The 14,260-nt window shown below is 69.6% G+C and carries 4 protein-coding genes; all 4 read right to left on the bottom strand.

Annotated elements, in window-relative coordinates; genetic code table 11:
- Positions 1 to 20: 20 nt before the first annotated feature.
- The 4 genes from ACFWF1_RS07865 to ACFWF1_RS07880 are packed head-to-tail and all read right to left on the bottom strand — an operon-like array spanning position 21 to position 14,240.
- Entirely contained in the window at positions 21 to 6,239 is a 6,219-nt protein-coding gene (locus ACFWF1_RS07865; RefSeq protein WP_379290725.1) for a condensation domain-containing protein, read from the bottom strand.
- Positions 6,236 to 9,211, bottom strand: a complete 2,976-nt coding sequence (locus ACFWF1_RS07870) for a type I polyketide synthase (RefSeq protein WP_379290723.1) — start codon at positions 9,209 to 9,211, stop codon at positions 6,236 to 6,238. Before ACFWF1_RS07870 ends, ACFWF1_RS07865 begins: the two co-directional genes overlap by 4 nt.
- A complete protein-coding gene (locus ACFWF1_RS07875; RefSeq protein ID WP_379290721.1) occupies positions 9,208 to 12,384 on the bottom strand; it encodes an amino acid adenylation domain-containing protein in 3,177 nt (1,058 codons plus the stop codon). Before ACFWF1_RS07875 ends, ACFWF1_RS07870 begins: the two co-directional genes overlap by 4 nt.
- An 8-nt stretch (positions 12,385 to 12,392) precedes the next feature.
- The gene (locus tag ACFWF1_RS07880; RefSeq protein WP_379290719.1) at positions 12,393 to 14,240 is read right to left on the bottom strand and encodes an amino acid adenylation domain-containing protein; all 1,848 of its coding nucleotides are present in this window, start codon (positions 14,238 to 14,240) and stop codon (positions 12,393 to 12,395) included.
- Between the last annotated feature and the right edge of the window lie 20 nt (positions 14,241 to 14,260).

Below are 14,260 nucleotides of genomic sequence, written 5' to 3' on the forward strand. Positions count from 1 at the left end.
AGGAAATCTCGGTGCTCGCCTCAGCCGAGCAGGCTGAGCAGACGTGACCGCACGTCGTCGAGGAACGCGGCGGCGGTCTCCGCCAGGTAGACGTCGGCGCCGTATCCGAGGTCGAGCCGGAGTCGGCCGCCGAGGAGCGTGCCGCTCACCTCGAGGTCGTAGGGCCAGACACCGGTGCCGTCCTCGGTGTCGCCGTAGGGGGCCGAGCACACGTCGAAGAGCTCCTCGGCCTGCGACACTTCGTCGAAACCGAAGGTGCCCATGTAGTTGACCGCGATGCGCGGTTCGCCGGTGGCGGCGAGCCGTTTTCGCAGCGCCGGGTCCTGGCCGAAGCACTCGAGCATCCCGTACCCGATCCCGTTGTGCGGCACCATGGCGAGCTGTCCGGCGACGGCTGCGGCCGAGACGGCGGCGGCATCCTCGGTTTCGGGCAGACGCACGCGGATCGGATACATCACCTGGAACCAGCCGGTCGTCCGGCTCAGGTCTACGTCGGCGAACAGGTCTTCACGTCCGTGGCCGGTTGTCGCCACCACGCACTCGCGGCTACCGGTGCGTACCGCGACGGCCTCCGCGACTCCCCAGACGATGAGGTCGCGCATAGTGGCGCGCAGCCGCCGGGTGGCCTCCTGCAGGCCCGCTGTTTCCTCGGCCGACAGAACGGTGTTCATCATGCGACCGGTCGCGAGGGTCGTGACAGTGCCCGGCCGATCCGGCGGCGGCGCCGTATCCTCGTGCGGTATTTGGGCGAGCCAGAACGGGATTTCGGCCGTCATATCCGCAGTGGAAAGCCTTCTGGCCCAAGCACTGTAGGCCGTGGTCTTGGCGGGCAGACAGGTCGTCTCACCGCGCTCGAGCTGCGCACACAAGGTCTGCAGATCGTTCAGCAACAGTTCTCGCGAGATCGCGTCCACCACCAGGTGGTGCGCCACGATGAGCAATCGATCCCGGCCACGGCCGCCGGTGGCTAGGTGCAGCACCCGGCAGGTCGGGCCGTCGGTGAGGTGCAGTTTCAGCTGTTCCGCACCGGCCAGTGACAGCATGGCCTCAGTCAGCGCGGCTGCGGGTACAGCTGTCAGGTCATGGCTGGTGAACGGCACGGCCGTGGCACCGTCGGCGTGGTGCTGCCACAGCATTCCGGTGTCGTCCCTGCGGAATCGCAGCCGGAGTGAGTCGTGGTGGGCGGCGAGCAACCGGACGGCCTCGGCCAGGTGCGCGGCCGCGATCGGCCGACGCAGTTCCAGGTAGTAGGGGTGATTGAACCAGGCCGGGTTGCGCATCGTCGTCGCCACGGTGTCGAACCACCACAGTTGCGCTGGGGCGAGCGGCACTTCGCCCTCGACGATCTCGGGCGCGGCCCGCGTGACCACCTCGGTCGTGTCCAAGTCCAGCTCGGCGATGGTCCGACGCTCGGTGAGCTGCCGGGCGGACAGGTTGATGCCCGCCTCGGCGGCGTGAAAAGCAACCGTGATCGCCAGCAGTGAGTCGCCGCCCAGTTCGTAGAAGTCGTCGTGGATGCCGACCTCGGCCAAATTGAGTACCTCGGCCCAGATTTGGGCTATCGCGCGTTCGCGGCCGGTCCTCGGCTGAGTCGTCAACCGCTGCGCGGGACGACGGACCCCGGACCGCACCGCCGCCGCGATCCGCTCGGCGGTATTCAACTCGGTGGCGATGTCGACCAACAGGTCCACTGGGATAAGTTGCGGCGCAACCGATCCGATAACCGGCCCGTCGAGCGACCAGAGGTGCGCGACGAAGGCCGCCAGCCCCTCCCCCGCAGGCGCGCCCCCGACGGTCGCGCGATCGGTAGCCGTCGCCGAGCTGAGGCTCAGGCTCGACTCGGGTGCCTCGCCGACCGCGATCGCCCCGACGGCGACCAGTGCGGCCAGTTCCGGCGCGGCCGGCGGCCTGGTCAGCACGACGCCGCGGCCGTGTGCGAGCTGATCGCGCACCACGCGGATCAGCTCGGCCTGCGCGGAGAATTCCGCCGGGTCCAGGACGACTGCCGAGACCGGCGGATGGGTTCGGCAGTGCGCCCAGCGGGCGAGCATGGTCGCCGCCACCGTCTCGAATTCCGCGGAATACGGGAACCCGTCGCGGCCCCGGCCGGGATCCTCGACACCGTAGCGCTCGGCCCACCGGTTCATCGAAACCACCCGCACCGCAGGCTGTTCCGCGGCGAACGCCCGCAGCCGCTGGTCGAGACCGCCGAAGATGCCGGCCCACCGGTCGTCCGCGAAACGCGGCGACGCCGGGCAGCTGCCGAGCACGAGTTCCGCATCGGTCCGGGCACGGTAGCGCGCTATCGCAGCACAAAGCTCGGCGAGAACCTCTTCCAGCATGGTAACCGCCACGGGGACAGTGGGATTCGCGTCGGTGAGCCAGTCCTCCCACCGCAGCAGGACAACGTTCAGTGCGTGTCCGCGGAACGGCCCGTTCGCGTCGAGCAGCGGCCGCAGCACCTGCCCGGCGGGCGCCGAGGTGACGGCGAGCGGCGATTCGCCGAGCAGGTCCGACCAGAACCGCAGCGTCGGCTCGACCGGGCCGAGCGGGAACGACGCGGCCAACCCGATCGCCGCGGACGACTCGACAGGATCAGTGAATTGTGTTGCGAGCGTGCCTATTACCGTGTCCGCGCGCTGGACCAACTCGGCCAGCAGTTCGCCGAACCGCTCGACCAGTCCGTCCGCGTGGTTCGCACTGAACAGCTCGGTGGCGTAGGTGAGGTCGGCCTGAAGTTGCTCATCGTGCCAGTCCAGGGTGAACAGCGCATCGAAGTCGGCGCCCGCGGCTCCGGTGGACAGCGGCACGACCTCGAGGCCGGACAGCGACAGTTCCTCGTCGGGCAGGTCGACGTAGTTGAGCACGCACTTGAGCGGGTGGCGTGCTGAATCACGCGGCAGCCGAAGCGTTTCCATGATGGCCGGGAAGGGCAGTCGCTGGTGTGCCATCGCGTCCCGCACCGTCGAGTGCACCCGGCGGACGAGCCGGCGGAAGGTCGGCCTGCCGGTGACGTCCAGCCGCAACGGGAGCAGCTCCGCGAAGCAGCCGATGACGCCCGCCAGCTCGGGCCGATCACGCCCGGACGTCGGCATGCCGATGACCAGGTCGGGCTGCCCGCTCTCGCGGTACAGCAAGACGCTGAACGCGGCGAGGAGCACGCTGTACGGCGTCACGCTCTCGGCGCGGGCGAGCGCCCGGACCGCTCGGCCGACGTCGACCGGGAGTAGCCGCACCGCGCGCCCGGCCACCTCGTCCCCGGCCGGATCCGGCCGGTCGCCCGGAAGTTCGAGCGGCGCCGGGGCGCCACGCAGGTTCTCGCGCCAGTAGGCGATGTGTGGTTCGACGGCACTGCCGCCGAGCCAGTTCTGCTGGTCGTAGGCGAAATCGCCGAACTGCAACCGAGGTTGGGGCAGTGTCGAGGGCCGTCCGGCGGAGTAGGCGGCGTACAGGGTGGTGAGCTCGTCGAGAAATATGCTCCAGGACGTGTTGTCGCAGATGATGTGGTGCATCCCGATCAGCAGGTGCTGCTCGTCGGGACCGACGCGGATCACCTGGACGCGCAGCAGCGGCCCGGCGGCGAGGTCGTAGGGATAGCCGCTGTGCTCGTCGAGGTAGTCGGCCACCAGCGCCGCGCGCCGGTCGTGCGGCACCTCCGAAAGGTCTACCGGCACACACCATGCCGACAGCTGCGGGTGCACGACCGGTTTCGGACGGCCGCGGTGGGCGGTGAAGGTGGTCCGCAATACGTCGTGCCTGCGCACGATCTCCCCCACCGCGCGCTCCAACGCCACGAGGTCGAGCGCACCACGCAGAGTCGCGGCGAACATCGTGTTGTGGCGCGCGTCCGCGCTGTCGAGTTGGCCTGTCGCCCAAAGCCTTTGCTGAATCGAGGACGCTACGGGTTCGGCTTCGCGTGGCATCGGCTCGAGCGGCGGATCGGCCGGTTCTTCGTTCTCCTCGAGGATCGCGGCGAGCTGCGCGATGGTCGGGTTGGTGAACAGCGTCGGCAACGAGACCGCCCGATCGAACTCCCGCTGGAGTCCGGACAGGAGCTGGACCACCAGCAGCGAATGTCCGCCGAGCGCAAAGAAATTGGAGTTCGTCCCGACCGTATCGATGCTGAGAACCGCCCGCCAGACGGCGGCGATCCGCTTCTCGGTAGGCGTGCTCGGCTCGATGATCGGCGCTGAGCTCGCCGGGGCCTGCGCGGTCCGCACCGCAACCCGCTCGGCCACCGCGGCCGGGTCGGCGAGATATTCGGCGCGGTATGCCGCGCGCTCGGGTCCCGGTTCCGGGGTGGGTAGCCACCGGGCGGCCAGTGTGGCGAGTGCGGCGAAATACTCGGGGTTGTACCGCACGTGGTCGTATCCCTGGGCCGTCGGGTTCTCCTCGGCCCATTCCACGTACATGTTCGGAATCCGTTCGCGCAGCAGGGCGAGACGATCGTCGAGCCGGGCGAACAGCCGGGACTCCCCGTCCCGCGACGAGCTCGGGCACCGGACCAGGATCAGCGGCGCGTCCGTGCGCCGGCGGTAGGTGACCACGGCCGTCTCGAACGCACGCATGGCCTGGTCGAGCACGACGCCCGGCTCGGCGTCCGATGCCGACTGCCACAGCCAGTCCTCCCAGCGCAGCAGCCCGACGGTGGCCGCGTTGTCGCCGCCGGTCAGCAGGTGCTGGACCAGCTGCCCGTAGGGGACGGCCTCGACCGACGCGGGAGCGCGGCAGAAGTCCAGCCAGAACTGCAGCGGTGCGGCGGCGGGGTCGACAACGAAGGTCCCGGCGAGCGCGACCACGTCCCGGCGCAGCGCGGGCACCGAGCCGAGTGGTGCGTCGGGCGCGTGGACCATCCCGGTGAGCACCTCGATGACCCGCTCGCTGAGCAGCTCGATCGTCTCGGCCAAATAGAGATCGACGTTGTAGTCCACCACTAGTTCACCGTCGTCGCCTGGGGTGAGCGTGACGAAGAGATCGAAGTCGGTCAGCTGGTTGTCCACCGGCACCGGCGCGAACTCGACACCGGCCGCCGAGCGCGCGCCGCTGCCGGGCTCGGCCACGGTGAACAGGATCTGGAACATCGGGTTGATCCCCGGATCGCGGGGCGGGGCAACCGTTTCGACGACTCGCGCGTACGGCGCATCCGAATGCCGGTACGCCTCGCCTACCGTCCGGTGCGCCCGCTCGACCAGCGTCCGCACCGTGGGATCGCCGCCGAGGTCCATCCGCAACACCAGCATGTTGGCGAACGGACCGATCAGCTGTTCCAGCTCGACGCGCGAGCGACCGGCCGACGGCACGCCGAGGAGCAGGTCGGCCTGGCCGGTCAACTGGTGCAGCGCCGCCGAAAACCCAGCCAGCGCAACCGCATTGAGTGTGGCGCCGCAGTCGCGCGCCAGCTTGGTCATCGCCGTGGTCAGCTCGCCGGGGAGCACCCTGGCGCACCGGCCGCCGCGATGGGTTTGCACTACCGGACGCGGCCGGTCCGGACGCAGGGTGGACGTCGACGGGGCATCGGCGAGCTTGACCTGCCAGTGCGTCAGCTGCGCGTCCATCGCGGCGCACGCGGCCGGTTCGCGCCCGTGCCACGCGAAGTCGCCGAAGCTTCCGGGCAACGCCGGGCGATCGGCGGGTGTGCCGCAAGCGAATTGGCGATAACACTCGACCAGCTCCGCCATGAAGATCTCACCGGACGACGCGTCGAAGGCGATGTGATGCACGGTGGTCAGCAGCAGATGCTCCGAGTCGTCGAGCACCACCAGCCTGGTATCCAGCAGCGGGCCGCCGCACAGGTCGAACGAGACTCGCCCCTGCGCGGTCGCCTCCCGGGTTGCCGCCGCCGCCCGCTCATCGACGGGCAGGTACCGCAGGTCGACGATCGGCAGGTCGATATCGAGCGCGGCGCGGATAACCTGGTATGGCCCGGTCTCGTTCTCGCCGAACACGATCCGCAGGGCTTCCTGTCGTGCCACCACCGCATTGAGAGCCGAGCGCAACGCGCCGGTGTCGAGTGGTCCGCGCAGCCGCAACGCGAACGGGATGTTGTAGAGCGGAGTGCCGGGGTCCATGCGGTCGAGGAACCAGAGCTGTTCCTGGGTGAAGGACAACGGAATTCGCTCGGGACGTGCGGGGTGGCTGGTCGCCTCGGCGAGCCGGAGCAGCAGCTCCCGCTGATCCGGGGTCAGCTCGGCGAGCTCCGGCGAAAGGTCATAGGTCATGGGTTCGGTGTCCTCAATCATTGCGAGTCCGCGCGCCGCAGTTCGGCGAGCCGGGCCTGCAGTTCCGTCGGCGACAGCGCGCGGATCTCGGCCATCAGGTCCGGCAGCTGGACGGACTCCTGTCGTGGTTGCCGTTGTGCGGCAAGGAGTTCTTCGACGGATTCGGCAAGGGTGGCGATCGTCGGCGTGTCGAACAGGGCGCTCGCGGGCAGGTCGACGCCGAGCGCTTCGCGGATGCGCGCGATGACCTGGGTGCCGAGCAGCGAATGCCCGCCCAGCTGAAAGAAGTCCTGATCGTCACGCACATCCGGGATGCCGAGCAGGTTGGCCCAGATATCGCGGATCGCCTCTCGCGGCGACAATCTCGGGCGCGCTGCCGGGGCGTCGGGTACGACCGGGCTCCCCCGGTCGATCCAATACCGTTCTCGCTGAAACGGATACGTCGGCAGCGGCACCCGGCGACGGCGTTCGCCATCGGCCGTCCAGTCGACCTCGACCCCGGCCAGCCACAGTCTGCCCAGTGCGCTCGCCATGGCGAGCCGCTCGGGTTGCGGAGCTTTCGATTCGCCCAGCGAGGGGGTGCTGCGCGCGTAGGCGTCCGGGTGCTGGCGGACCAGCGTGGTCAGCGTCGTGCCCGGCCCGACCTCCAGGAGCGCGTGCGGCCGGTCGAGCAGCCGCCGGGCGCAGTCGGCGAAGCGGACCGGTTCGCGCAGCTGCCGCGCCCAGTATTTCGGGTCGCGCGCCTCGGCGTCGCCGAGCCAGTCCCCGGTGACGTTGGACAGCACCGGGATCTGTGGCGTGTGCAGCGTGAATCCGCTGACGTACTCGGCGAATTCGGCGACGACCGGTTCCATCATCGATGTGTGGAAGGCATGCGATGTGTGCAGTTCCGTGCACTTCACCCCGTCCGCTCGCAGTGACTGCGCGAACGCGGCGATCCGGCGCGGTTCGCCCGCTACCACGCACAGCCGCGGCGCATTGGCCGCAGCGAGCTCGACCTCGTCCGGCAGTCGCTCGGCCAACTCGCGCCAGGGCAGCGCGACGGAGAGCATCGCGCCGGGCGGCATCGACTGCATCCGCTCGCCCCTGGCGGCCACGATCGCCAGCGCGTCCTCGAAGTCGAAAACCCCCGCGAGACAAGCGGCGACATACTCTCCGACGCTGTGCCCGGCCATCGCGGCAGGCCGAATGCCCCGGTGCTGCCAGAGCCGCGCGAGCGCGTACTCGACAACGAACAGCGCGGGCTGGGTGATCCGGGTCTGTCGCAGTAACTCGTTGTCGCGGTCCTGGTAGAGCACGTCGCGTAGGTCGAGGCCGAGGTGGCTGCGCAGTGCCGCCGCACCGGCGTCCATCGACTCGCGGAAGACCGGCTCGGTCCGATAGAGCTCACCGCCCATGCCCGGGTACTGGGTGCCCTGGCCCGGGAACAGAAAGGCGACCGAACCATCGGTTTCCGCCTCGGAACTGCTGTCGAGCCCATCGGCCAGCCGGGCGATCGCCTCGTCCCGATCGCGGCAGGCCACCGCGAGCCGGTGCTCGAACCGGCGGCGGGTTGTCTGCAGCGTGTACGCCACATCGGCCAGCGGGTCGGCCGTCCGGATCAGATGCTCGCGCAACCGATCACGCGCCTCGGTCAAGGCCGCGCGGGAACGCGCCGAAAGCACCAGAATGTGCTCGGTCCCAACGGATTCGGTGGTGGCGACGGCCGGGGCTTGTTCAAGGACGACGTGCGCGTTGGTGCCGCCGATGCCGAACGAGCTCACCGCAGCCCGCCGGGGCGAGCCGGTCACCGGCCACGGCTCGGGTTCGGGGTTGACGTAGAACGAACTGCCCGCCATCGGCAGATCAGGGTGCGGCGCAATGAAATACGGGCTGGGCGGGACCACCCCGTGCTGCACCGCGAGACAGGCCTTGATCAGTCCGGTCACTCCGGCGGCGACGTCCAGGTGCCCGGTGACCGCCTTGACCGAGCCGAGCGCGCGGCGTCCCGCCGGACCGAAAGCCCGGTGCAGGGCGGCGAACTCGATCTGGTCGCCGAGCGCGGTCCCGGTGCCGTGCGCCTCGACATAGCCGATGGTTGCCGGATCGACCCCGGCGGCTTGCTGAGCGGCCCGGATAACCGCGATCTGGCCGTCGACACTCGGCGCGGTGTAGCCGACTTTGGCTCGGCCGTCGTTGTTGACCGCCGAACCCTTGATCACCGCGTAGATCGTGTCGCCGTCGGTTTCGGCGTCATCCAGGCGACGCAGCACCACGATTCCCGCGCCATTGCCGCCGACCGCACCGGTCGCCGCCGCATCGAACGGGCGGCAGACGCCGTCGGCGGCCATGATCCCACCGGGTTCGTAGCGATAGCCGGACCGCATCGGCAGCCGCATGTGCGCGGCACCGGCCAGCGCGAGATCGCATTCCCCGGTGAGCAATGCCTGGCAGGCCACGTGCACCGCGACCAGAGACGACGAGCAGGCCGTCTGGATCGTGCAGGCCGGGCCGCGCAAACCCAGGTGATAGGCCACCCGGGTGGCGACCCCGTCCTTGTCGTTGCCAAGCAACAGTTCATATTCGGACCCCGCGGCATCGCCCGCGGCGAGCAGGTTCTTCAGCAGGTAGGTGCTCATGGCGGTGGCGGCATAGACGCCGACCAACTCGTCGTCCGTCAGCGCGAGGTGTCCGGACGACTCCAGCGCCTGCCACGCGCATTCCAGGAAGAGCCGTTGCTGCGGGTCGATCAACCGGGCGTCGCGCGGTGTGTAGCCGAAGAATTCGGCGTCGAATCGGTCGATGTCGTCCAGCACGCCGTAGACGGGCACGTAGTCGGGTCTGCGGTACTCTCGCGCGGGCACACCGGACGCGGCCAATTCTTCCGGCGTGAACCGCGACACCGTTGGTTTCCCGCGCAGGATGCGCTGCCAGAGGCCGTCGATGTCGGCGGCACCGGGGAACCGGCCGGCCAGGCCGACGATCGCGATGTCCAATCCCGAATTCTCGGTCATTTTTCCCCCTGTCCTACCCGCACCCGACGGGCGCGCATCGCGGCGGCACGCCGGTGCCCGCTGGTCGTCGATTCGGCAGTGGATTCGCCGTCGACCAGGAACCGGGCCAGCTGTGCCACCGTCGGGTAGCGGAACAACTCAACCGCGGGCACCTTGACACCCGTCGCCGCCTCCAGCCCGGTATGGACCGGCACCAGCAGCATCGAATTGCCGCCCAGATCGAAGAAGTTGTCGTCCGCGCCGATCCTGTTCAGCCCGAGCACTTTCCGCCACACCGCGGCCACCGTCTGCTCCGCTTCGCCGCGCGGCGGACGGAACGTGGTGCCGAGCCGGGGGCGGCGCGCGCTCGGCGCGGGCAGCGCGCGGTGGTCGAGTTTTCCGTTCGGCGTCATCGGAAGCCGGGGCACCTCGACGAATGCGGTCGGCACCAAGTAGTCCGGCAGGGTGCGCAGCAGCTCGGCGCGCAACGCGTCCGTATTCGGACCGTCGGCCTGCGGCTCGGCGACGATGTAGCCGACGAGCCGCTTGTCGCCTGGCCGATCCTCGCGCACGACGACCGCGCAGCGGGCGACTCCGGCGCACTCGCGCAGGCGCGCCTCGGCCTCGCCGGGCTCGACCCGGTGCCCGCGGATCTGCACCTGGGCGTCGGCCCGGCCGAGGAAGTCCAGCGACCCGTCCGGCAGCCACCGAGCGAGGTCGCCGGTGCGATACATGCGCTGCCCCAGCTCGGCGAACGGGTCGGGCACGAACGCGGCCGCGGTCATCGCCGAGCGACCCAGGTAACCCCGGCCCACGCCCGCGCCGCCGATGTACAGCTCGCCGGCCACCCCGGCCGGGACCAGGCGAAGCCGATTGTCCAGCAAGTAGATTCGACTGCCTGTCGTCGGCCGTCCGATGGGAACGGTCGGGCCGTCGAGGTAGCGGCCGCTGGTCACCGTCACCGACGCTTCGGTCGGGCCGTACGAGTTGTAGAACTCGCGACCGGACGCCCAGGCCCGCGCGACGTCGGCCGGGCAAGCCTCGCCGCCGACGGTCAGCACGCGCAGCTCGGGTACTGCGGCCGGGTCCATCGCCTGCAAGGCGACCGGCGGGAGATCCGCCACGGTGATCCGGTTCTCGCGCAGGGTGCGGACCAGATCCGGGCCGGGGACTCGATCGTGTTGCGGCACGAGGTGCAGTTCGGCCCCGGCGCAGAGCGTGGTCACCAGGTCGGAGACCGCGACATCGAACCCGGTCGAATGGAATTGCAGGATCCGATCATCCGGCCGGAGAGCGAGCAGATCCCGCATCGCCGCGGCAAGGTTGCTCAGCCCGCGGTGCGTGTTCACCACGCCCTTCGGCCGCCCGGTGGATCCGGAGGTATAGATCAGGTAGGCGGCCGCCGCAGGCGGGATCACGACCTTCGGTGGCCCGCCCGGCTCGATGGTCGGCTCGTCCAATGCCAGCACAGTTGTGCTGTGCGGCAACAGGATCGCGGTCTCCGCGTGCGCGAGGACGACATCGACCCCGGCGTCGTCGATGAGGTAGTGGATCCGCTCGGCCGGCAGTTCGGGGTTGAGCGGGACATACATTCCGCCCGCGCCCAGCACTCCGAGAAATGCCGCCACGGCGTCGGGACACGTCGGCAGGCAGACGCCGACCGGCCGCTCGGCGGTAATCCCGTTGCGGTGCAACAGAGTTGCGATCTGGTTGGCGCGCGCATCGAGTTCGCCGTAGGTGACGCGATGGCCGCGACAGACCACCGCGATACGTTCCGGTGCGATCTCGGCGATCAGTTCGTGCACCGGCCGCTCATCGGAACGCGCCGGCTTCGAGGTGCCCCAGACGGTGATCGTTCGGCGTTCCGAATCCGCGAGCAACGGCAGCTCCCCGACCTGGCGTTGCGGTTCGGCGAGCGCGGCGGTGAGCAGCGTGTGGACGTGTCCGGCCAGGCGCTCGGCGGTAGCGCGGTCGAACAGGGCGGTCCGGTACTCCAGTCGCCCGCTGATCTCCCGTTGTCGTGGGGTCAGCGTCATAGTGAGGTCGTAAGTGGCTGTGCCGGTGGACTGCTCGACACAGTGGACGGCGATCCCGGGCAACCTGAGCCGGTCCGCCCAGCCGTCCTCGACCGCGAACATCACCTGCGCCACCGGCGTACGACTCGGGTCGCGCTCCTGGCGCAGCCGGTCGACCAGGGTGTCGAACGGCAGGGCCTGATGCTCGAACGCGGCGACCGCCCGATCCCGGACCTGTCGCACCAGCGCGCGGAACGTGGTTGCGGGATCCACCTCGGCGCGCAGCGCGAGCGTGTTCACGAACAGGCCGACAACGCCTTCGGTGGACTGTTCGGTCCGGCCCGCGACGGGCGTCGCCACCACAAAGTCCGCGTCCGGCCCGTAACGGCGGAGCACGGCCTCCCAGGCCGCCAGCAACACCATGAACGGTGTGGCACCGAGCTCGGCGGCCAGCGTGGTGACCCCGTCTGCGACTGCGGCGGGCCAGGTAAAGGCGAACTCGTCGCCGGCCTCGTCGACGAGCGCCGGGCGCGGCCGGTCCAGCGGGAGAGTGATCGTGGGCGGTGCGCCATCGAGTTCGGACAACCAGAACCGGACGAGCTCCTCATCCAGCGGACCGGCCGCCATATCGACGTGACGCGGGGCAGGGCGGACGTCCTCACCGCCATAGCACCGGGAGAGATCGTCGAAGATCAGTCCCATACTCCAGCCGTCGCAAACGATATGGTGCAGCTCGAGGACAAGCACCCACCGATCGGGTCCGGCCGCAGTCAGCGTCGCCCGCACCGGTGGTGCGCCGTCGAGGTCGACCGGCAGCCGCGCGGCGACGTCACCCACCCGCAGCCGCGTCACCGCCGGAGCCTCGGGCAGCACCAGTTGCCAAGGCTCGCCGTCGATCTCGACGAACAGCGTGCGAAGCGCCTGATGTCGTGCCAGCACCTGGTCGAAAGCCGTTGTCAATGCCGGGATTTCGAGGGCACCGTGCAGATCGATCCGGAAAGTGACCCGGTACATCGGGCTGCCGGGCCGGAGCCGGTCGTGCAGCCACATCCGGCGCTGCGCGGCGGTCAGCGGATGAAGGTCGTAGCGTTCGTGCTGGCGGCGTAGGGCCCGCAGGAACGCAACCTTACGGTCGACGGGGAGCGCATGCAGTCGCTGCGCCACATCAGGCGTTGTCATCGAATCCCTCAGATCTCGAATTCGGCCAGCAGGTCGGCCACGCTCAGCCGCGCTGCCTGCGGGGCCGGGGCCGCGGCCGGGAGTGCCTGCGGGAGACCCTCGACCGCGCGAGCCAGCGCACCGATCGTGGTGTGCTCGAAGACAATTCGCAGCGGAACGTGCGCACCGAAGACCGCCGACAGCCGCGACCGCACCCGGGCGGCGGCCAGCGAATGCCCGCCGAGTTCGAAGAAGTCCGCGTCCGTCCTCGTGACGGCGACACCGAGGACGTCCTGCCAAATAGCCTGTACCACTTGCTCAGTCGGCGTTGCGGCCATCTCCGGCGGGTCGCCCGGGGCTATCGCGACGGGGGCGGGCAGGGCTGCCGTATCGACCTTGCCGTTCGGGTTCAATGGCAGCCGGGCCATCGTCACGAACACGGCCGGTATCAGATGGTGCGGTATCCGCCCCGCGAGATAGGCGCGCAGGCTGTCGACGCTCACGCCGGCCCGCAGCACGACGTAGGCGATCAACTGGGTGTCCCCGCCCGCGTCCCGCCCGGCCAGCACGACGACCTCGGAAAGTCCGGGAAATTCGCCGAGCGCGTCCTCGACCTCGGCCGGTTCGACACGATGTCCGCGCACCTTGACCTGGCGGTCCACCCGACCGAGAAACTCGAGCTCGCCGTCGGCGCGCCGACGCACGAGATCGCCGGTGCGGTACATTCGCGCGCCCGGTTCGGTAGTGAAGGGGTCGGCCACGAATCGTTGCGCGGTCGCCCCCGGCCTGCCGAGATAGCCTCGGGCCACGCCGTCGCCACCGAGGTACAGTTCGCCGGGACGCTCGGCACGCACCGGCCGCAGCGTGTCGTCGAGCACGTACGCGCTGCTGTTCGCGGCGGCCCGGCCGATCGGCACGCTCGACTCGTCACCGGACAGCCCGTTGCAGCGGTATGCGGTCGCGTAGGTGGTGATTTCCGTTGGGCCGTAAAGGTTTACGAGTTCGGTGTCCGGGCAGTGCCGCAGCAGCGCGGTGACCGCGCGGACGTCGGCCTTCTCGCCGCCGAACGACAGCTGCCGTACGGTGCGGAACGTACTCGGATCCTCCAGCGCCAACTGCCGGAGCAGAGCGGTCGGCAGGAACAGGACGTCGACGCCGTGCGCCCGCAGCGCCTGTCCGAGCCGCTCGGGCACGAGCACCTCGTCGAGGCCGAGACCGACCAGCCGAGCCCCGTTGAGCAACGCACCCCATGTTTCGAGCGTGGCCGCGTCGAACGAGATGTTGGCCGCCTGCACGGCAGTGTCGTTGTGCCGCACGGTGATCGAGTCCCGGCTGCGGACCAGCCGGACGATATTTCGGTGCCCGACCGCGACCCCTTTGGGGGTGCCGGTGGACCCGGAGGTGTACATGATGTACGCCAGCGACTGCGGCCCGACCGAAACGCCCAGCCGACCGGACGGCTCGCAGTCGATCTCGAGGGTGTCCAGAAATACCTGTCTCCCAGGCAGTTTCACGGTTTCGCCGTGCGCCCTCAGCACCACCTGGACACCGGCATCCCGGCACATGTGGTCCAGCCGTTCGGGCGGGTATGACGGATCGAGCGGCACATAGACACCGCCCGCTTTCAACGTCGCCAAGGCGCCGATGACCCAGTTCTCGTCCCGTACACACAGCCCGACGCGCGCCTCCGCGCCGATCCCCGATCGGCGCAGGTAGTGCCCGAGTCGATTGGCCCGAATGTCGAGTTCCCGGTAGGACAATGCCACCTCGCCATAGCGCACGGCGGGCGCGTCCGGTGCCCGGTCCACCCACGCCTCGAAGAGTTCGTGGACGGTCCGTCCACGCGGATACATATAGCGAAAATGACTGTCCGCCACCGTAATACACCCCTTGCGGG

This window comes from Nocardia sp. NPDC060255 (assembly GCF_042727395.1).
Taxonomy (GTDB): Bacteria; Actinomycetota; Actinomycetes; order Mycobacteriales; family Mycobacteriaceae; genus Nocardia.